The sequence below is a fragment of the Mycobacterium rhizamassiliense genome (genome assembly GCF_900157375.1).
Taxonomy (GTDB): domain Bacteria; phylum Actinomycetota; class Actinomycetes; order Mycobacteriales; family Mycobacteriaceae; genus Mycobacterium; species Mycobacterium rhizamassiliense.
Genome location: NZ_LT721901.1, coordinates 3825995 through 3845878 on the forward strand (window position 1 = coordinate 3825995; position 19884 = coordinate 3845878).

At 67.0% G+C, this 19884-nt stretch carries 17 protein-coding genes; 10 read left to right on the plus strand and 7 right to left on the minus strand.

The genetic code is table 11. The annotated features are described in order from the left end of the window. The first annotated feature begins 43 nt into the window (after positions 1 to 43). The 9 genes from MRAB57_RS18605 (at position 44) to proB (ending at position 11470) form a co-directional block, all read left to right on the plus strand. Positions 44 to 2701 carry a valine--tRNA ligase gene (locus MRAB57_RS18605; protein WP_077088653.1) on the plus strand — a complete coding sequence of 886 codons (2658 nt, stop codon included), beginning with the start codon at positions 44 to 46 and terminating at the stop codon, positions 2699 to 2701. Continuing rightward, complete coding sequence (gene folC, locus MRAB57_RS18610) at positions 2698 to 4137, plus strand: bifunctional tetrahydrofolate synthase/dihydrofolate synthase (protein ID WP_077088654.1); 1440 nt, start codon at positions 2698 to 2700, stop codon at positions 4135 to 4137. Before MRAB57_RS18605 ends, folC begins: the two co-directional genes overlap by 4 nt. Then, entirely contained in the window at positions 4134 to 4526 is a 393-nt protein-coding gene (locus MRAB57_RS18615) for a DUF4233 domain-containing protein (protein ID WP_077088655.1), read from the plus strand. The genes folC and MRAB57_RS18615 overlap by 4 nt, the downstream gene beginning before the upstream one ends. 29 nt (positions 4527 to 4555) lie before the next feature. Beyond that, positions 4556 to 4966, plus strand: a complete 411-nt coding sequence (gene ndk, locus MRAB57_RS18620; RefSeq protein ID WP_077088656.1) for a nucleoside-diphosphate kinase — start codon at positions 4556 to 4558, stop codon at positions 4964 to 4966. A gap of 316 nt (positions 4967 to 5282) precedes the next feature. Continuing rightward, a complete protein-coding gene (gene rne / locus MRAB57_RS18625; protein WP_077088657.1) occupies positions 5283 to 8081 on the plus strand; it encodes a ribonuclease E in 2799 nt (932 codons plus the stop codon). A 181-nt stretch (positions 8082 to 8262) separates the two neighbouring features. Further along, positions 8263 to 8574 (plus strand): 50S ribosomal protein L21, encoded by a 312-nt coding sequence (rplU, locus tag MRAB57_RS18630; protein ID WP_077088658.1) that lies wholly within the window; start codon positions 8263 to 8265, stop codon positions 8572 to 8574. A gap of 13 nt (positions 8575 to 8587) precedes the next feature. Continuing rightward, the gene (gene rpmA / locus MRAB57_RS18635) at positions 8588 to 8854 is read left to right on the plus strand and encodes a 50S ribosomal protein L27 (RefSeq protein ID WP_077088659.1); all 267 of its coding nucleotides are present in this window, start codon (positions 8588 to 8590) and stop codon (positions 8852 to 8854) included. Between the two features lie 73 nt (positions 8855 to 8927). Further along, positions 8928 to 10370, plus strand: a complete 1443-nt coding sequence (gene obgE / locus MRAB57_RS18640) for a GTPase ObgE (RefSeq protein WP_077088660.1) — start codon at positions 8928 to 8930, stop codon at positions 10368 to 10370. Then, a complete protein-coding gene (proB, locus tag MRAB57_RS18645; protein ID WP_077088661.1) occupies positions 10367 to 11470 on the plus strand; it encodes a glutamate 5-kinase in 1104 nt (367 codons plus the stop codon). The genes obgE and proB overlap by 4 nt, the downstream gene beginning before the upstream one ends. Here the strand turns inward: proB and MRAB57_RS18650 are convergent. Beyond that, positions 11467 to 12111, minus strand: a complete 645-nt coding sequence (locus tag MRAB57_RS18650) for a TetR/AcrR family transcriptional regulator (RefSeq protein WP_077088662.1) — start codon at positions 12109 to 12111, stop codon at positions 11467 to 11469. The genes proB and MRAB57_RS18650 overlap by 4 nt on opposite strands. 75 nt (positions 12112 to 12186) lie before the next feature. On the opposite strand from MRAB57_RS18650, the gene MRAB57_RS18655 reads away from it, so the two are divergent. Beyond that, entirely contained in the window at positions 12187 to 13482 is a 1296-nt protein-coding gene (locus MRAB57_RS18655) for a cytochrome P450 (RefSeq protein WP_425436820.1), read from the plus strand. Here MRAB57_RS18655 and MRAB57_RS18660 read toward each other — a convergent pair. The 6 genes from MRAB57_RS18660 to MRAB57_RS18685 all read right to left on the minus strand — a co-directional run bounded on the left by MRAB57_RS18660 (position 13479) and on the right by MRAB57_RS18685 (position 19792). Continuing rightward, positions 13479 to 14327: an SIR2 family NAD-dependent protein deacylase gene (locus MRAB57_RS18660; protein ID WP_077088664.1), complete on the minus strand. Its 849-nt coding sequence runs from the start codon at positions 14325 to 14327 to the stop codon at positions 13479 to 13481. The genes MRAB57_RS18655 and MRAB57_RS18660 overlap by 4 nt on opposite strands. A gap of 30 nt (positions 14328 to 14357) precedes the next feature. After that, positions 14358 to 16079 carry a serine/threonine-protein kinase PknH/PknJ gene (locus MRAB57_RS18665; RefSeq protein ID WP_083743453.1) on the minus strand — a complete coding sequence of 574 codons (1722 nt, stop codon included), beginning with the start codon at positions 16077 to 16079 and terminating at the stop codon, positions 14358 to 14360. Positions 16080 to 16260: 181 nt separating this feature from the next. After that, positions 16261 to 17670: an adenylate/guanylate cyclase domain-containing protein gene (locus MRAB57_RS18670; RefSeq protein WP_077088666.1), complete on the minus strand. Its 1410-nt coding sequence runs from the start codon at positions 17668 to 17670 to the stop codon at positions 16261 to 16263. A gap of 140 nt (positions 17671 to 17810) precedes the next feature. After that, positions 17811 to 18203, minus strand: a complete 393-nt coding sequence (locus tag MRAB57_RS18675) for a hypothetical protein (protein ID WP_077088667.1) — start codon at positions 18201 to 18203, stop codon at positions 17811 to 17813. After that, positions 18204 to 19130: an MPT63 family protein gene (locus MRAB57_RS18680; RefSeq protein ID WP_077088668.1), complete on the minus strand. Its 927-nt coding sequence runs from the start codon at positions 19128 to 19130 to the stop codon at positions 18204 to 18206. It abuts the gene before it with no gap. 188 nt (positions 19131 to 19318) lie between these two features. Beyond that, positions 19319 to 19792, minus strand: a complete 474-nt coding sequence (locus tag MRAB57_RS18685) for a CAP domain-containing protein (protein WP_173814038.1) — start codon at positions 19790 to 19792, stop codon at positions 19319 to 19321. Between the last annotated feature and the right edge of the window lie 92 nt (positions 19793 to 19884).

Consider the following 19884-nt stretch of genomic DNA (forward strand, 5'->3'; position numbering starts at 1 on the left):
GGGCGCTTACACGCGAGTAAATTGCGCTCCCTAGAATTGACCGGTGACCGCCAGCCGCAGCCCTGCCTCCGACCTGCCCAAGTCGTGGGATCCGGCCGCGGCGGAGAGCGCCATCTACCAGAAATGGGTGGATGCCGGGTACTTCACCGCGGACCCAACCAGCGCCAAACCCGGGTACTCGATCGTGCTGCCGCCACCGAACGTCACCGGCAGCCTGCACATGGGTCACGCCCTCGAGCACACCATGATGGACGCCCTGACCCGCCGCAAGCGCATGCAGGGTTATGAGGTGCTGTGGCAGCCGGGTACCGACCATGCGGGTATCGCGACCCAGAGCGTGGTGGAAAAGCAGCTCGCGGTCGACGGCAAGACCAAAGAGGACTTCGGCCGGGACCTGTTCATCGACAAGATCTGGGATTGGAAGCGTGAGTCCGGCGGCGCCATCGGTGGGCAGATGCGACGGCTCGGGGACGGCGTCGACTGGAGCCGCGACCGGTTCACCATGGACGAGGGTCTGTCCCGCGCCGTGCGGACCATGTTCAAACGGCTCTACGACGCCGGACTGATCTATCAGGCCGAGCGGCTCGTCAACTGGTCGCCGGAGCTTCAGACGGCGCTCTCCGACATCGAGGTGATCCACGACGAGGTCGAGGGCGAGCTGGTCTCGTTCCGCTATGGCTCCATGGACGACTCGCAGCCCCACATCGTGGTCGCCACCACCCGGGTCGAGACGATGCTGGGCGATACCGCCATCGCCGTGCACCCCGACGACGAGCGCTACCGTCAGCTGGTCGGCACCACCCTGCCGCACCCGTTTGTGGACCGGCAGCTCATCGTCGTCGCCGACGAACATGTGGACCCCGAATTCGGCACCGGTGCCGTCAAAGTCACTCCCGCGCATGACCCGAACGACTTCGAGATCGGGCTGCGCCACAACCTGCCGATGATCTCGATCATGGACACCCGGGCCCGGATCGTTGACACCGGAACACAATTCGACGGCATGGACCGATTCGAGGCACGGATCGCCGTGCGCGAAGCGCTGGCCGCCGAGGGCCGGGTCGTCGCGGAGAAGCGTCCGTACTTGCACAGCGTCGGGCATTCGGAGCGCAGTGGCGAGCCGATTGAACCCAGGCTGTCGCTGCAGTGGTGGGTGAGGGTGGAGTCGCTGGCAAAGGCCGCGGGCGACGCGGTGCGCAACGGCGACACCGTGATTCACCCCGCCAGCCTGGAGCCCAGGTGGTTCGCCTGGGTGGACGACATGCACGACTGGTGCATCTCGCGCCAGCTGTGGTGGGGCCACCGGATCCCGATCTGGTACGGGCCCAACGGTGAACAGGTCTGTGTCGGCCCCGACGAGACGCCGCCGGATGGCTGGGAGCAGGACACCGACGTCCTGGACACCTGGTTTTCGTCCGGGCTGTGGCCGTTCTCCACGTTGGGCTGGCCGTCGCAGACGCTGGAGCTGGAAAAGTTCTATCCGATAAGCGTTTTGGTGACCGGATACGACATCTTGTTCTTCTGGGTCGCCCGGATGATGATGTTCGGCACCTTCGTCGGCGGCGATGACACCATCACGCTCGACGGGCGCCGCGGACCGCAGGTGCCATTCACCGATGTCTTCCTGCACGGGCTGATCCGTGACGAATCCGGCCGCAAGATGAGCAAGTCCAAGGGCAACGTCATCGACCCGCTGGACTGGGTGGAGACGTTCGGGGCCGATGCGCTGCGGTTCACCCTGGCCCGCGGCGCCAGCCCCGGCGGCGACCTGGCAGTCGGCGAGGACCACGTCCGGGCGTCGCGCAACTTCGGCACCAAGCTGTTCAACGCGACCCGGTTCGCGTTGATCAACGGCGCGCGGCTGGCGCCGCTACCGCCGGAGGCCGAGCTGACCGACGCCGACAGGTGGATCCTGGGACGGCTGGAACAGGTTCGCGCCGAGGTGGATTCGGCGTTTGACGGCTACGAGTTCAGCAGGGCGTGCGAGTCGCTCTACCACTTCGCCTGGGACGAATTCTGCGACTGGTACGTCGAGCTGGCCAAGACGCAGCTGGCCGACGGGCTGACGCACACCACGGCCGTGCTGGCCGCCGCGCTGGACACACTGCTTCGGCTGCTGCACCCGGTGATTCCCTTCATCACCGAGGCGTTGTGGCAGGCGTTGACAGACGAAGAATCGCTGGTGATCGCCGAATGGCCGAAGCCGTCCGGCATGGTTCTCGATCAGGTTGCCACGCAACGCATTACCGATATGCAACGGCTCGTGACCGAGGTGCGCAGGTTCCGTAGCGATCAGGGCCTGGCAGATCGGCAGAAGGTGCCGGCCCGGTTGGCCGGCGTCGAAGACTCCGATCTGACCACCCAGGTGGCCGCGGTGACGTCGCTGGCGTGGCTCACCGAGCCGGGCCCGGACTTCCGCGCGTCGGCGTCGGTCGAAGTTCGGCTGGGTGCGAATATGGACCGCACCGTCGTCGTCGAACTGGACACCTCGAGCACCATCGACGTCGCCGCCGAGCGCCGCCGGCTCGAAAAGGACTTGGCTGCAGCGCAAAAGGAGCTGGCCTCCACCGCCGCCAAGCTGTCCAACGCCGACTTCCTAGGCAAGGCGCCCGAACCCGTCGTCGCCAAGATCCGGGACCGGCAGCGGGTCGCCCAGGAGGAGAGCGACCGGATCACCGCCAGGCTGGCTGGGCTGCAATGACTTTCGAGCCGCCCGAGTGGGAGACGGATACCAGCACGGTTCCCACACCGGACGAGATCGCGTCCCTGTGGCAAGTCGAGCACCTGCTCGACCAGCGCTGGCCGGAAACCAAGATCGAGCCGAGTCTGACGCGCATCAGCGCGTTGATGGACCTGCTGGGTTCGCCGCAGCTCGGCTACCCGTCGATCCACGTCGCGGGGACCAACGGCAAGACCTCGGTGGTGCGGATGATCGACGCGCTGCTGACCGCGTTGCAGCGGCGCACCGGCCGAACCACCAGCCCGCACCTGCAGTCGGCCACCGAACGCATCGCGATTGACGGAAAGCCGATCAGCCCAGGGCAATACGTCGCGACCTACCGCGAGATCGAGCCCTTTGTGCAGATGATCGACGCGCAATCGCAGGCCGCCGGCGGCCCGGCGATGAGCAAGTTCGAGGTGCTCACCGCCATGGCCTTCGCGGCGTTCGCCGATGCGCCCGTCGAAGTCGCGGTGGTGGAAGTCGGCATGGGCGGGCGCTGGGATGCCACCAACGTCATCAACGCGCCGGTCGCGGTCATCACCCCGATCGGCATCGATCACGTCGAATACCTCGGCGACGACGTCGCCGCCATTGCCGGCGAGAAGGCGGGCATCATCACCAAGGCCGCCGAGGGAGCACCCGATACGGTCGCCGTCATCGCCAAGCAGGTACCCGAGGCCATGGAAGTGGTGCTGGCCCAATCGGTTCGGGCCGACGCCGCGGTCGCCCGCGAGGATTCCGAGTTCGCGGTGCTCGGCCGGCAGGTCGCCGTCGGCGGGCAGGTGCTGCAGTTGCAAGGCCTCGGCGGCGTGTACTCCGACATCTTCTTGCCGCTGCACGGCGAACATCAGGCGCACAACGCGGTGGTGGCGCTGGCGGCGGTGGAGGCGTTTTTCGGCGCCGGCCCGCAGCGTCAGCTCGACGTCGATGCCGTCCGGGCCGGTTTCGCCGACGTCACCAGCCCCGGTCGGCTGGAAAGGATGCGCAGTGCGCCAACGGTTTTCATCGATGCCGCCCACAATCCAGCGGGTGCGGCCGCCCTGGCCGAGACGCTGGCCGGTGAATTCGATTTCCGATTCCTGGTCGGCGTGATCAGCGTGCTAGCGGACAAGGACGTGGACGGCATTCTCGCCGCGCTGGAGCCGGTGTTCAGTTCGGTCGTGGTCACACACAACGGCTCGCCGCGGGCGCTCGACGTCGAGTCGCTGTCGCTGGCCGCGCAGCAGCGCTTCGGGCCCGAGCGCGTGGTGACGGCCGAGAATCTGCGCGACGCCATCGAGGTCGCGACCGCGCTGGTGGACGAGGAGACCGTCGAGGGTGAGGCCGAGTCGTTCTCCGGCACCGGGATCGTGATCACCGGCTCGGTCGTCACCGCCGGCGCGGCGCGCACGTTGTTCGGTCGTGATCCGCAATGACCGAACCACCCGACACCCCGAACAACGCCCCGGGCCCCGATCCCTGGCGGAGCTTTCGTGGCGTGATGGCCGCGACGCTGCTCCTGGAGGCGATCGTGGTGCTGCTGGCCATCCCGGTCGTGGGCGCCGTCGGCGGCGGCCTGAATCCGGTGTCGCTGGGCTACCTGATCGGGCTGGCGGTGCTGCTGGTTTTGCTGGCCGGGCTGCAGGGCCGGCCCTGGGCGATCTGGGTCAACCTGGGCGTCCAGGTGATCCTGCTGGCCGGTTTTGCCCTCTATCCGGGGGTGGGCTTCATCGGTGTGCTGTTCACCGGTTTATGGGCCCTGATCGCCTATTTCCGGGCCGAGGTCCGGCGCCGCGAGGGTGACGGGCAGTCACCGCAGGGCTGAACTGCCCGCGATTCTGTACGCTGTGCGCCGTGACGGAACGGACCCTGGTACTGATCAAGCCCGACGGTGTGGCGCGCCGCCTGGTGGGCGAGATCATCAGCCGCATCGAGCAAAAGGGCCTCACCATTACGGCACTCGAGCTCCGTGGCGTCAGCCGGGACCTGGCCGCCCAGCACTACGCTGAGCACGACGGCAAACCGTTCTTCGAGCCGTTGCTTGACTTCATCACCAGCGGGCCGGTGGTCGCAGCAATCGTGGAGGGGCCACGGGCCATCGCCGCGTTCCGGCAGCTCGCCGGCGGCACCGACCCGGTCGACAAGGCCACACCCGGCACCATTCGCGGCGATTTCGGGCTGGAAACCCAGCTCAACCTGGTCCACGGGTCGGACTCGACCGACTCCGCCAAGCGCGAAATCGCGCTCTGGTTCCCCGGCGCGTAAGCCCCTGCGGCTACCCCGATCCCGGGTTCTCACTCAGGGTCGCGTGGACAGGCAGAGTGATGTGGGATACTGACTGCGGGTGAACGTCGCCGGACCGGCTTCAGACACCCGAATGAAGACTTAGACAAGCGCGACCATCGCCAGCTCGCGATGTTGCGCGGCATGTCAGGCCGACATTCAGACAGGCGCCGGGTGGGTTCGAAACGAGCCGCTCGGGGCGAGACCATCACAAGCCCGGGAGAAGCACCCGGGCACATAGCGAAGCCCTCGCGTGGCCGCGTCGATAAGGACGCGCCCGGGGGCTCAAGGAGAATACGTGACAGACGGTGGCCCAACTTCAGAATCATCGCAAGAACCTGCCCAGCAGGATGACCTGCCGGATCGGCTGAGAGTCCACTCGCTGGCGCGGGCGCTGGGAACCACCAGCAAGCGCGTGGTGGACGCGCTGGCCGCGCTCGATGGACGGGTCCGCAGCGCCCAATCCGGCGTGGATCCCGAGGAAGCCATCCGGGTGCGCGACCTGCTCTCGGCCCGGCCGCCCGAAGACCTGGTGAACGCCGCGAACGCCGCCGCGGGTGTCAGCGACGATGCCGGCGGGACGTCGGACGAGCGGCCGCACTACATGCCGCTGTTCGTCGCGCCACAGCCGGTGGCGGCGGCCGCGGAGAGCGGTGCCGACGTCGACGCCTCGGCTACGGAGTCCGATGACTCCGACGATGACGACGATGACGACGAGGACGACGAGGACGAGGACCAGCAGGCCGATCGACCGGCCAACCGGCGCCGGCGCCGCGGCAGGCGGGGTCGTGGCCGGGGCCGGGGTGAACAGGGCGGATCCGACGGCCAGGGTGACGACGACGACTCGGACCGTCGCGGCACGTCGGATGCCGATGACTCCGATGACGACGACTCGGACGACTCCGACGACGGCGACGACGGTTCGTCGGACGGCGGAAACCGCCGCCGGCGCCGGCGTCGGCGCCGCAAGTCGGGATCGGGTGATGACGGCGACGAGAGCGCGTCGCCCGACGACCCGCCGAACACGGTCGTGCACGAGCGGGCGCCGCGCGGTAAGTCCGGGTCGAATGACAAGGGCTCGAGCAACTCCGAGATCAAGGGCATCGACGGCTCGACGCGGCTAGAGGCCAAGCGGCAGCGGCGCCGCGACGGCCGCGACGCCGGACGGCGCCGCCCGCCCGTGCTGACCGAGGCCGAATTCCTGGCCCGCCGCGAGGCCGTCGACCGGATGATGGTCGTCCGCGACCGCGTCCGCACCGAACCGCCGCACCCCGGCGCGCGCTACACCCAGATCGCGGTCCTCGAGGACGGCATCGTCGTCGAACACTTCGTCACGTCGGCCGGCTCGGCGTCCCTGGTGGGCAACATCTACCTCGGCATCGTGCAGAACGTGCTGCCCTCGATGGAGGCCGCCTTCGTCGACATCGGGCGCGGCCGCAACGGCGTGCTCTACGCCGGCGAGGTCAACTGGGACGCCGCCGGACTGGGTGGGTCGGAACGCAAGATCGAAAAGGCGCTCAAGCCAGGCGATTACGTCGTGGTCCAGGTCAGCAAGGACCCCGTTGGTCACAAGGGAGCGCGGCTGACCACGCAGGTGTCGCTGGCCGGCCGCTACCTGGTCTATGTGCCGGGCGCCTCGTCGACGGGCATCAGCCGAAAGCTGCCCGACACCGAGCGTCAGCGACTCAAGGAGATCCTGCGCGACGTGGTGCCGTCGAACGCCGGGGTGATCATTCGCACCGCATCGGAAGGCGTCAAGGAAGACGACATTCGCGGCGACGTCACCCGCTTGCAGGAGCGCTGGGAACAGATCGACGCCAAGGCCGCCGAGACCAAGAAGAAGGCCGCCGGCGCCGCGGTCGCGCTGTACGAAGAGCCCGACGTGCTGGTCAAGGTCATCCGCGACCTGTTCAACGAGGACTTCGCCGGGCTCATCGTCTCGGGTGACGAAGCCTGGAACACCATCAACGACTACGTGAATTCCGTTGCACCCGAACTGGTTTCGAAGCTGACCAAATACGAGCCCCCGAACGGGCCGGACGATCAGCCCGGACCGGACGTGTTTGCGGTGCATCGCATCGACGAGCAACTGGCCAAGGCGATGGAGCGCAAGGTGTGGCTGCCATCGGGAGGCACGCTGGTGATCGACCGGACCGAGGCGATGACCGTCGTCGATGTCAACACCGGCAAGTTCACCGGGTCAGGCGGCAACCTCGAGCAGACGGTCACCAAGAACAACCTGGAGGCGGCCGAGGAGATCGTCCGGCAGATGCGGCTGCGCGACATCGGCGGCATCATCGTCATCGACTTCATCGACATGGTGCTCGAATCCAACCGCGATCTGGTGCTGCGCCGGCTAACCGAGGCGCTGGCCCGCGACCGCACCCGCCATCAGGTGTCCGAAGTGACATCGCTGGGCCTGGTGCAGCTGACCCGCAAGCGGCTGGGCACCGGGCTGATCGAGGCGTTCTCGACGTCGTGTAGCCACTGCGGCGGGCGCGGGATTCTGCTGCACGCCGACCCCGTCGAATCCGCCCCGGCCGCCGCGCGCGGCAAGTCGGAATCCGGCGGTCGGCGCAGCAAGCGATCCAAGAAGAGCCGATCCGAGGAGCCGGCGGTGGCCAAGGTGCCCACGCACGCTCCGGGCGAACACCCGATGTTCAAGGCGATGGCGGCCGGCTCGACCACTGTGGCTGAGTCCGCCGATGACGAATCCGACGAATCCGACGTGGACACCGACGACGAGCAGATCATCGCTCAGGGTGCCGCCGAGTTGGAGGACACCGACGACGTCGACGAGGACGACGCCGAAGACTCGGATGACGACTCCGAGGACGTGGACGAACTCGACGACGACGAGGACGACGACGACGAGGACGACGACGACGAGGACGACGAGGACCTCGACGATGAGGACCTCGACGAGGACGACGAGGACCTCGACCTCGAGGACGAGGATCTCGACGACGACGAGGACGACGAGGATTCGGACGCCGACGACGACGAGACCTCGGACAACGGCAACGGCGGGCTAGGGCGGCATCGCCGGCGACGCGCGGCGGGCCGGCCGGCAGGGCCGCCGATCAGCGCGGACTGATCTGCGGTTCGTGGTCGGGGTGTCAGTTTGACCCTGTAGCCGCTGGTCACGTACCCTTAGACGGTTGTCGTCAGGCCGAGGCTTCTGGCGACAGGCGGGAGGATCACCCCGCACCCAAGACCCACCACGCGCACCGCAGCTAGCACGCGCGCGGAACACGTGAGAAAGAGCAGGAGCAACGATGGCGACCTACGCAATCGTCAAGACGGGCGGCAAGCAGTACAAGGTCGCCGTCGGGGACGTGGTCAAGGTCGAGAAGCTCGACTCGGAACCGGGCGCCAAGGTGTCGCTGCCGGTCGCGCTGGTTGTCGATGGCGCCACGGTGACCAGCGATGCCAGCGCCCTGGCCAAGGTGGCCGTGACCGGCGAGGTCCTCGAGCACACCAAGGGACCCAAGATCCGTATCCACAAGTTCAAGAACAAGACCGGCTACCACAAGCGTCAGGGACACCGTCAGCGGCTGACGGTCCTGAAGGTCACCGGAATCAAGTAGCGGAGGCGACACAATGGCACACAAGAAGGGCGCTTCCAGCTCGCGTAACGGGCGCGATTCGGCAGCTCAGCGGCTGGGAGTCAAGCGATTCGGCGGCCAGGTCGTCAAGGCCGGCGAGATCATCGTTCGCCAGCGCGGCACCAAGTTCCACCCCGGCGTCAACGTCGGGCGCGGCGGCGATGACACGCTGTTCGCCAAGGAAACCGGAGCCGTCGAGTTCGGCCTCAAGCGCGGCCGCAAGACCGTCAACATCGTCGCGGCCGGTCAAACCACCGACTGAGCGTCGCAAGCGTGCGCTAGCCGCGAAGATCTAACTGCCAGTAGCGCACGCTTGGCGGGTGAGAGGACCCCCGATGCCTCGGTTTGTCGATCGCGTCGTCATCCACGCGCGGGCGGGTTCCGGCGGCAACGGCTGCGCCTCGGTCCATCGCGAGAAATTCAAGCCGCTCGGCGGCCCCGACGGCGGTAACGGCGGCCGCGGCGGCAGCATCGTCTTCGTCGTCGATCCCGCCGTGCATACCCTGCTGGATTACCATTTCCGCCCGCATGTCGCCGCTCCCAACGGCAAGCAGGGCGCGGGCAGCAGCCGCGACGGCGCGGCCGGCGCGGACCTGGAAGTCAAGGTTCCCGACGGCACCGTCGTGCTGGACGAAAACGGGCGCATGCTGGCCGACCTGGTCGGCGCGGGCACCCGATTCGAAGCCGCCGCCGGTGGTCGCGGCGGGCTGGGCAACGCCGCGCTCGCCTCGCGCGCCCGCAAGGCTCCCGGCTTCGCGCTGCTCGGCGAACCGGGCCAGGCCCGCGACCTGACCCTGGAGCTCAAGACCGTCGCCGATGCCGGCCTGGTCGGGTTCCCGTCCGCAGGCAAGTCTTCGCTGGTGTCGGTGATCTCCGCGGCCAAACCCAAGGTCGCCGACTACCCGTTCACCACGCTGGTGCCCAACCTCGGTGTGGTGTCGGCCGGCGAGCACACCTTCACCGTCGCCGACGTGCCGGGCTTGATCCCGGGGGCGTCGGCGGGGCGCGGGCTGGGCCTGGATTTCCTGCGGCACATCGAGCGGTGCGCGGTCCTGGTGCATGTGGTCGACTGCGCCACCGCGGAGCCGGGCCGCGACCCGATCTCCGACATCGACGCGCTGGAAGCCGAACTCGCCGCGTACACGCCGACCTTGCAGGGTGACGCCACGCTGGGGGATCTGGCCGAGCGCCCGCGGGCGGTGGTGCTCAACAAGATTGACGTGCCCGAGGCGCGCGAGCTCGCCGAGTTCGTCCTCGATGAGATCGCTGAGCGTGGCTGGCCGGTGTTCCTGGTGTCGACGGCTACCCGGGAAGGGTTGCAGCCGTTCATTTTTGGGCTGTGGCAGATGATCTCGGAGTACAACGCCGCGCGCCCGCCGGTGGTGGCGCGACGCCCGGTGATTCGCCCGGTTCCGGTGGACGACAGCGGTTTCACCGTCGAACCCGACGCCCACGGCGGTTTCGTGGTGCGCGGCGCGCGGCCCGAGCGCTGGATCGGGCAGACCAACTTCGACAACGACGAAGCAGTCGGCTATCTCGCCGACCGGCTGGCGCGGCTCGGCGTCGAAGAGGAGTTGCTGCGGCTGGGCGCGAAGGCCGGGTGTGCGGTGACCATCGGTGAGATGACGTTCGACTGGGAGCCGTCGACCCCCGCAGGGGTGGATGTGTTGATGACCGGCCGCGGCACCGACGTGCGGCTGGAACGCAGCGAGCGGGTCGGGGCCGACGAACGCAAGGCCGCCCGCCGTCGGCGCCGCGAACACGGTGACGGCTCGTGAGCGCGCATCGCGACGCGATCCGCACCGCCCGCAGCCTGGTCGTCAAAATCGGGACCAACGCGCTGACCACACCCTCCGGAGTCTTCGACGCCGGACGGCTGGCCGGGCTGGCCGACGCGATCGAGTCGCGAATGAAGGCAGGCACCGACGTGGTGATCGTGTCTTCGGGCGCTATCGCCGCGGGCATCGAACCGCTCGGGTTATCCTGTCGTCCAAAGGATTTGGCGACCAAGCAGGCGGCGGCCAGTGTCGGGCAGGTCGCGTTGGTCAACTCGTGGAGCGCCGCCTTCGCCCGGTATGGCCGCACCGTGGGCCAGGTGCTGCTGAGCGCGCAGGACATCTCGATGCGCGCGCACCACACCAACGCCCAGCGCACCCTGGACCGGTTGCGCGCGCTGCACGCCGTCGCGATCGTCAACGAGAACGACACGGTGGCCACCAACGAAATTCGGTTCGGCGACAACGATCGCCTGTCGGCGCTGGTGGCCCACCTGGTGGGCGCCGAGGCGCTGGTGCTGTTGTCTGACATCGACGGGCTCTACGACGCCGATCCGCGAAAAGCCAAGGCCGCGCGCTTCATTCCCGAGGTGGCGGGCACGACGGACCTCGTCGGCGTGGTCGCCGGTCCGGGCAGCGCGCTGGGGACCGGGGGAATGGCGTCCAAGATGTCGTCGGCGCTGCTGGCGGCCGACGCCGGGGTGCCGGTGCTGCTGGCCGCCGCTTCCGACGCCGCGACCGCGCTCAGCGACGCCTCCGTCGGGACGGTGTTTGCCGCTCGGCCGCAACGGATGTCGGCGCGCCGCTTCTGGCTGCGCTACGCGGCCGACTCGGCCGGGTCGCTGACCCTCGACGAGGGTGCCGTGCGTGCCGTTGTGCAGCAACGACGTTCGCTGCTGGCCGCCGGGATCACCGCGGTGTCCGGACAGTTCCACGGCGGGGATGTCGTCGAGCTGCGCGGCGCGGAAGCGATCGTGGTGGCCCGCGGTGTGGTCGCTTACGATGCGACCGAGCTCGCCGCCATCATGGGCCGGTCCACCTCCGAGTTGCCCGACGAGCTACGCAGGCCCGCGGTGCACGCCGACGATTTGGTCGCCGTCTAGCAGGCGGTCTTCAGATACAGTGTGTTCCAAATGATTTCGGCCAGGGTAGTGGCCAGCGCGGCGTCGTAGGAACCCGGCTCGCCGGGCAGGTTCTGCTGACAGGTCCGCTCCACCATCCACGTCAGTGCGCTTGCCGTGGTGGCGGCGACCAGCGTGGGGCGGATGGAACCGTCGGCCTGGCCGTTCTCGATTACCCGCGCCAGCCGCCCGGTGATCGCGGTCAGGAGATTGCGGTAGGTCGCTCCGACGACCGCGTCGTAGGCGGCCATTTCGTTCAGGGCGACGAGCACCGACTGGTGGCGGCGGTAGCTCGCGACGAGGGCGGTCATCGCCTCGCGCACGTCCTCGGGATCGTGCCGCCCCGCGACCCGCCACCAGCGATCGGCGCTGTCGGCCAGGTCGGCGAACACCTGCCCGGCCAGCCGGCGCAGCAGGTGGCCCTTGTCCTCGAAGTAGATGTAGAAGCTGGCCCGCGAAATGCCCGCCTCGCTCGACAGCCGGTCCACGCTGAGCTCGGTGAAACTGGCGCCGTCGCTCATCAGCCGTTCGGTGGCGTCGAGCAGCCGGCGCTCCATCTGCTCGCGCCGCTGTTGCCGCGCGTTCTCACGCTTGGCCAGCGGCTTCCGGGTAACTGACGGCATTCGCCGAGCATAACCGATGTTTAGACATATTGACTAGACAATATGTCTAGGCATATCGTCGGTCAGAGTTTGTGACTGGCGGTCATAGGTGAGGGAGGCCCAACGATGACAGCGACCGAGACCTCGGGCAGGCGCCGAGCGTACGACCCCATCGATCTGTCCTCTCGCGGGTTCTGGTCGACGACGGCGGCCGACCGGGAGCGCTCCTTCGCCGAGCTGCGCGCCGAGCGCCCGGTGAGCTGGCATCCGCCGGTCGAAGAATCCCTGATGCCGGATCCCAGCGACCCGGGCTACTGGGCGGTCACGCGGCGCGGTGACATCGTCACGGTCAGCCGCGACAACGAGACGTTCGTGTCCGGCCAGGGGGTGATGTTCGAGAGCATTCCGGTGGAGCTGCTCGAGGCGTCACAGTCGTTCTTGGCGATGGATCCGCCGCGACACACCAAGTTGCGCAAGCTCGCTCACGCCGCCTTCACGCCCAGGCAGGTGCGCCGCATCGAGGAGTCGATCCAGGCGAACTCCAAGACCATCGTCGACGAGCTCCGCGCGGCCGGCAGCGGTGCGGATTTCGTCGATTACTGTTCCAAAGAATTGCCGATCCGCACCCTCTCGGACATGGCCGGCATTCCCGATTCCGAGCGTGAGCGCATGGCGCACGCCACCGACGCGCTGGTGTCGTGGGCCGACCCTGACTTCCTCAAGGGGCGCCCCGCGCTGGAGGTCATCTTCGAACAGCAGATGTACCTGCATCAGGTCGTCGGCACGCTCGCCGCCGAGCGCCGCGAGAATCCGGGCGACGACCTGATCAGCAGCCTGGTGCACGCCGAGGTGGACGGCGACCGGCTCACCGACGCCGAGGTGGCCGCCTTCTTCGTGCTGCTTTCGGTGGCGGGCAACGACACCACCCGCCAGACCATCAGCCACACCATGAAGGCGCTGACCGACTTTCCCGACCAAAGGGCATGGCTGCTCGAGGATTACGAGAACCGGATCGGCACGGCGGTCGAGGAGTTCGTGCGCTGGGCAACGCCGGTCATGACCTTCCGCCGCACGGCCGCAACCGATTTCGAGCTTGGCGGTCAGAGGATCTCCGCGGGGGACAAGGTGGTGATGTTCTACTCGTCCGGCAACTGGGACAGTGAGGCATTCGACCGCCCGGATCGCTTCGACCTGAGCCGCAGTCCCAATCCTCACGTGGGGTTCGGCGGCGGCGGATTGCATTTCTGCCTCGGCGCCCATGTCGCCCGCGCGCAGCTGCGCGCGATATTCGAAGAGCTGTTTCGTCAGCTTCCGGACATTCGGGCCGGTGAACCGACGTACGTCGCGGGCAACTTCGTGCATGCCGTCGGCAGCATGCCCTGCACGTTCTAGCGCAACGCGGTTGCCGTCAGTTCGGTGGCCAGCAGGGTGAGCAGTTCCGAGCACCCGCCGTCGACCTTGACGGTGGCCAGATCGTCGCCGCGGGTGGGTCCGCGGTTGATGATCGCGACCGGAATTTTCAGCGCCGCTGCGTGCCGCACGAATCGGTAGCCGGAGAAGACGGTCAGCGACGAGCCCGCGACCAACAGCGCCTCGGATTGGTCGAGCAGTGAATATGCTTGGGCTACGGTATCTTTCGGCACATTCTCGCCGAAATAGACGATGTCGGGCTTCAGCATGCCGGCGCAACGAGGGCAGTCGAGGTAGCGGAACGATGCGGTGTCGGTGATGACGGCGTCGGCGTCGGGAGCCACGGCCAGCCCGCCGATCGCCTCGGCGCGCTCGACGAATCCCGGGTTGAGCGCCTCGAGCTGTTCGGCCAGCGCGGCGCGGCTCATGGTGTGGGCGCAGCTCAGGCAGACCACCTGCGCGTAGGTGCCGTGCAGATTGATGACGTTTTGGCTGCCCGCCTTAGTGTGCAGCAGGTCGACGTTCTGGGTGATCACCCCGGTCACCACCCCGCTGTCTTCCAGCGCGGCCAGCGACCGATGGCCCGCATTGGGCAGGGTGTCGTGCATATGCCGCCAGCCGACGTGATTGCGCGCCCAATAACGTTGCCGGAAAACCGGATCCGAGGTGAACTGGCGGATGGTCATGGGATTGCTCGGCGGCGAGTCGGGGCCGCGATAGTCGGGAATGCCGGAGTCGGTCGACATTCCCGCGCCGGTCAGCACCGCGACCCGGCGCCCGGCCAACAACGCGACCAGCTCGGGCGATTCGGCGCTGCGGGTGGTCACGTCTTCGAGAGTACGGAGCGGGGCGAGTCGTTACGGGCTGGTGGGCACTTTGGCAGCGATCTGCGCGGCGATACTGACGCCCTGGTCTGTCGTGTTGTGGCCGCATGCCGCCACGTCGACCACCACGTTGTTGCGCGCCGTGAGCGCCCGCTGGCATGTCCAGCCTTTGGTGCGTGGATTGGTTTCACTGTTGCTGAGCATTCCGTTGGCGGTGGACACGGGTCCCGTGTTCATCTCGACATTGTGGACGTTGTCGTGATAGCTGCGGTTGGCGCAGGCCTGCCAGCCTTGCGTCGAGGTGCTATAAAAAGCGGCCGCCGCAGCCGCCGAGGGAAACAACAACACAAACTGGTCGACGGCATGCGTGAAGTGCTGAGGCTCCTGAAGTGTCTGCCCGCGAAGGGCGGCAAACCCACTCCCGTTGTAAACAGGCGCCTCTCCCGCGCCGCCCAGGGGTAAGCACTCGGGAGGCGACGAGGGATTGTCGAGACCGACATCTGCCAACGTCTTCCACGGTTGTTCGACGGTCATTCCGGTCGCGCCCATCGCGGCATTGATCTCGGCGGGGCTGAGCAGCAGTCCATCGAGCGCGGCCTCTTCGACCGGTTTCGGTGGGGGCGGCGGTGGGGGTGGTGGCATGGCGGCCGGCGTGCTTGACGTTGCGGACTGTGCGGACCCGGACGGCTGCAGCTGATAGATGACGACGCCCGAGACCAGCACGACGACCGCGACGATGATTGCGGCGATCAGGCCCGGGCGGCCGCGGGGTGGCCACCACGACCGGCCATTTTTTGTCATGTCGGGCGGCGGGCCGACGACTGGGCCTTGTTGAGTCGCGGCGAGGCTCAGGTCGGCGGCCTCGGTTGCGGGCATCTTCGGCGCAGCGGGTGTGGCCACGAAAGCTGCAGGCGCGCGCAGATTTTCGGTCGGCTGGGCAATCGGTGCCGTGACGGCATTCTGAGCGGCGCTGGCCAGCTCGACGGTTGTCGCGTATCGCTGGTCGGGATCTTTGGCCATCCCGGTGGCGACCACCGAGTCGAGTTCGGCAGGAACGTTGGGGTCGGCGATCGACGGCCGCGGGGGAGGCTCCATGAAGTGCGCGGTGATTTGCTGCTCGGTGTTGTCTCCGGGGAAAGGGGTGGCCCCGGTCAGGCACTCATACAGCACGCACGCCAAGGCGTAGACGTCCGAACGCGCGTCGACCTGGCCCGCCCGTAACCGCTCGGGCGACATATACGGCCAGCTCCCGATTACCCCGCCGGTGCCCGTCATTCGCGTCTGGTCCGCACCGCGGGCGATCCCGAAATCGATCAGGTAGGCGAAATCGTCCTCGTCGAGCAGGATGTTCGAGGGTTTGACGTCGCGGTGTACGAGGCCTCTCTTGTGGGCGGCGTTCAGAGCCCGCGCCACCTGCTCGACGATGCGCACCGCGCGGTCGGGCTGCAGCGGCCCGTCGGACAGCACCTCTTGGAGGTCGCGGCCCTCGATCAAGCGCATGTTGACGAAGAGCCGGCCGTCGATCTCGCCGTAGTCGTGGATCGGGACGACATGGGGACTGTTGAGCTGGGCGGCCAATTCTGCTTCGCGGCGGAAGCGTTGCACGAACGTGTGGTCTTGGGCTAAGTGCGCGGGCAACAACTTGATTGCGACGGTCCGGTTGGTCGACGTGTCGTGCGCGCGCCAGACTTCGCCCATACCGCCGCGGCCCAACAAATCGATCAGGCGGTAGCGCCCGAACGGGGTTCCGTCCACATCAGCCTCCCGGCGTCCACGGTCCAGGACACGATAGATCGGGCGACGACTTAACGCCTAGGAATCCACAATGCCGTTTTTGGCCACGGTTGATGACTCGTCGACGCGGGATTGCTATCCCCAATTTTGGGGCGTTCAATTCTGTTCGAGCAGCGACGATTTAGTCGCAGGCAGTCGCGAGTTACGGAATCTCGTACACCACAACCTTGTCTGCGATGCCGCGCAGAGCGGCCTCCTTGCGAATCGGCCGGATCGCCTCCTTGTCCAGGATGGCGGCGACGCCGGGCGCGTCGATCACGGGACCGGTGATGTGGATCTCCTGTGAGGTCGACAGGCTCTGCACCCGCGCCGCGATGTTGACGGTCTGGCCGAAATAGTCCTGCCGCTCGTTCAGCATCACCGCGAGACATGGCCCCTCGTGGATGCCGATCTTTACGATCAGGTCGGACTTGCCGCGCTCGGCATTGAGCTTGTCCATCGCGGCCCGCATCCGTAAGCCCGCGGCGAGCGCTTGGTCCGGCTGGACAAAGGTCGCCATCACGGCGTCCCCGATCGTCTTGACCACGGCGCCCTTTTCGGCCGCGATGATCTCCAGCAGCGCACGAAAATGCGCGCGCACCAAGTCGAACGCGGCGAGGTCGCCCACCCGCTCGTACAGTGCGGTCGACCCCTTGAGGTCGGTGAACAAAAAGGTCAACGAGGTGATCTTGAGACGCTGATTGATGTCGAGATTGTCGGCCTTGAACACATCGCGGAAAGTCTGGTTCGACAGCATCCGCTTGGCGGTGAGGAATGGCCTGCGCTTGCCCAGCAGGCGGTGCAGCGCGTCGCCAGCGACAAAGACGGTGGGCAGCGTCCGCCGGCTGGACTCATTGTCGAGCGCGAGCCGCAACGGACCCGGACGCAAGGAACTCGACCCGGTCGGCGGATGCGCTTTGTTGAAGACCAACCCGAGCTGCTGAGTTTCCTCGGTCGGCTCGCCCTGGACGTCGATGAAATGCGCGGAATGCGTTACCGGCTCGAAAACGATGATGAATTCCGGCGGAAGCTGCATCGACAGCACCGCCTTCTCGCCGGCGGGGAGCTCCTGCGCGTGCAGCGTCACTTCCTCGGTCAGCGAGGCAAAGGAATCCTGGTCGAGATCGATGCCCGAGCTCCAGAAAATCTGCTTGTAGTACTCCCAGAGCGGCAGCGTGTTGGGATCGTGGGCGGCAATCCGCCTGACCTTCGGGCTGACCGTAAAGGCCACCTCGACCTGCTCGTCGACCGACGGCTCGTAACCGGAGCCGCACAAACCGCAGTGATAGTCGTCGTCACGCAGCGATTTAAGCGTGTCGTGCGCATCCAGCACCCCGCTGCAACCGGGGCACAGCACGTTCCAGCTGAGATCGAACAGGCCAAGCCGCGAGGCGTGCAGGAAGCCCGAAATCACATTCTCTTCGTCGAAGCCGGTGCGCGTGGAAAAATCGAGGGCGTTGATTCGATTGAGCTCATGATCTTCACCGTCCTCGATCAGCCGCGCGATGGCATCCGCGACGGCGCGATCGGCGGTCTGCTTCAAAACCGAAAGCTGGGACTGGGTATCGCTCATGACTCCGACCTAAATGGCATCGCCGCAACCTGGCTGGCAAGACCCAATTGGATGCCCCGCCGATCCCGGCCCCGGGTCCTCTCAGAATAGGCGATCGGACACGCCGCCAGGAGCCCGTTAACTATCCAGCGGGTGATTGCTCAGCAGCGAGCCATCCCGTCGTAGTCGCCGGAGCAGAAGTCGCACGGTTCGCCTTCCTCGCTGCCGTAGTTCACGTAACTGGACACCGCCCGCACCAGGTCCTCGGCCAGCTCCACGTCGAGCGTTGGCTCGGTCGAATCCTCCGCGTCCGGCGCGAGGGAGGCCAGGCCGGCAACCAGCGGGAGGGGATGCCCGGCGTCAGCGGTCGCGTCGGCGACCGCATGGCCGTCGATGAACAACGTGTACATGTCGTGCTCCGGAAAGCCGTGGTTAAGCCGCAAAACCCACCACTGGCCCGCCTGCTGGGCCGCATACGGGAAATGCCGGTAGCCCGTGCGTAGCCAGCGTGGGCTTGCCGCCGTGTCGAGCACGGGGCCGTCTGCGGTGACCATCTACGACTCCGTCCCGCCTGCGGAGGAGGGCCGCACCGGCGGCAACGGGGGCGGATTGTCGGGGTCGATGCCCAGGGACTCGTTGACGCTGATTCTGCTGCGGGTGGCCCTGGTGATGATCGCGTTGTAAAGAGCGTCACCACTGAGCCCCTTGGCCTGGTTCCTCACGGCCAGATATTCGAAGGTCACATTCGGGTCTTTCTTATCCAGCTGAGCGGCCGCCGCACGATCACTCATCAGGGCGCGCGCCCACGTTCGCAATGCGTTGCGTCGTTCGAACATAAATCGCGCGCGTTCCTCCGGGCTGACGCCTTGGCTGGCGAGCCGGTCGTTGAGTTGACGCATCCGCACTTCACCTTGGAGGTAGACGGTGCGGGTCTCGAACACCGACAAGCTCGCCGGTTTGTAATCGGGAAGGGCAAGGGTGCGAACCGGCTCGGGCGCCGGGTCCGCGGCAGAACCCCTCCATATCAGTCGATCTCGGCCGTCGTTGAACACCACGGAGTCCGGGGCCTGACCGGTGACGTCGAAGTACAACTTGCCGGTGACCGACTGGCCCATCGGCAATCCGGACGGGCTGATCCCCTGCTGGGTGGGCACTTCGAATAGCGCCCGATAGTTGTCGCCGTTGGGTGCGCGGGCAGAAAAATTGGGGATCAGCGGGGCCGCGTCGCCGGCAGTTGCCTGGTCGGTGGCGGCCGCCTCCCACAGCGCGCCGCGAACGTCCGCCGGAATGACGTCCTTGCTCGGCTCCAGGTCGAGGACCGTCCAGCCCTGGACGACGCCATTGCTGAACAGCGTTCCCTGCGCACACATCTGCTGGACGACTGCACCGTCGTCGGCTCCCGCCGCGACGGCACAACTCAGCCCGACGACGCCGGCGACGACAAAGGAAGCGGCTTTGACCAACACATTTGCGAATTTCACGTTGGCCCCTTTGATAAGGGTTTCCTGGGGATAGGCGGCTAGGCGCTCCTATGGGGAGCGCCGCTGCCGTTACGTGATTCCGGTACAGACGCGTATCTCGCCCGTACCGCGCGAGCTTGCAATTTTCGTTGATTGAGTTGTGATTTCGGCGGTGGTGAGCCGAAACGGCTTGGCCCGGCGTGGGTTAACTAAGACGCGAAGTCGCCGACGGCGGTCAATCTGTTGCCGTCCGAGGCGGTGGCAAACCCGACCGAGTTGAATGCGCAGTTCAGGATGATCGCCCGGTGTGGAGGGCTATTCATCCACATGTCGAGGATCGAGGCCGGATTCGCGGCGGCTCCGGTGCTCCAATAGACGACCTCACCGGTGGCGTGGGCCCGGTAGCCCGCCTGCGTGATGCGCGCCCGGGGTGACGAGCCATCCGAACCGACGTGGCCGTTGATGCCGGTGCGCAGCATGTCGTCGGCGTGGCGCTGCGCTGCCGCGGTCAGGCGCGGATCGTCGCCGATCGGGCCGCACGCCGGGCGAAGCCCCGGGAGGCCGCTGTACATCGCGCTGCCCAGGTTGTCGGCGTGCGCCGCCGGAGCGGCAACCGCGTTCGAAGCCGTTATGAGCGCAGCACAGACCGAGAAAACAGCGACGACCTGGGCTTTCCTCGCCATGTTGCCTCTTGCCACACCATACTGTTCTGCATTTGCCACCCAAACGTTACGCATTTTTGACCATGGGGACTCGGCATCGTTTTGTAACGAAT

Excerpts from the sequence above, each read along its gene's own strand:
- MRAB57_RS18615 (WP_077088655.1), top strand. The coding sequence starts at position 4,134 with ATGACCGAACCACCCGACACCCCGAACAACGCCCCGGGCCCCGATCCC.
- obgE (WP_077088660.1), top strand. The coding sequence starts at position 8,928 with ATGCCTCGGTTTGTCGATCGCGTCGTCATCCACGCGCGGGCGGGTTCC.
- rpmA (WP_077088659.1), top strand. The coding sequence starts at position 8,588 with ATGGCACACAAGAAGGGCGCTTCCAGCTCGCGTAACGGGCGCGATTCG.
- MRAB57_RS18650 (WP_077088662.1), bottom strand. The coding sequence starts at position 12,111 with ATGCCGTCAGTTACCCGGAAGCCGCTGGCCAAGCGTGAGAACGCGCGG.
- MRAB57_RS18675 (WP_077088667.1), bottom strand. The coding sequence starts at position 18,203 with ATGGTCACCGCAGACGGCCCCGTGCTCGACACGGCGGCAAGCCCACGC.
- MRAB57_RS18685 (WP_173814038.1), bottom strand. The coding sequence starts at position 19,792 with ATGGCGAGGAAAGCCCAGGTCGTCGCTGTTTTCTCGGTCTGTGCTGCG.
- MRAB57_RS18670 (WP_077088666.1), bottom strand. The coding sequence starts at position 17,670 with ATGAGCGATACCCAGTCCCAGCTTTCGGTTTTGAAGCAGACCGCCGAT.
- folC (WP_077088654.1), top strand. The coding sequence starts at position 2,698 with ATGACTTTCGAGCCGCCCGAGTGGGAGACGGATACCAGCACGGTTCCC.
- rplU (WP_077088658.1), top strand. The coding sequence starts at position 8,263 with ATGGCGACCTACGCAATCGTCAAGACGGGCGGCAAGCAGTACAAGGTC.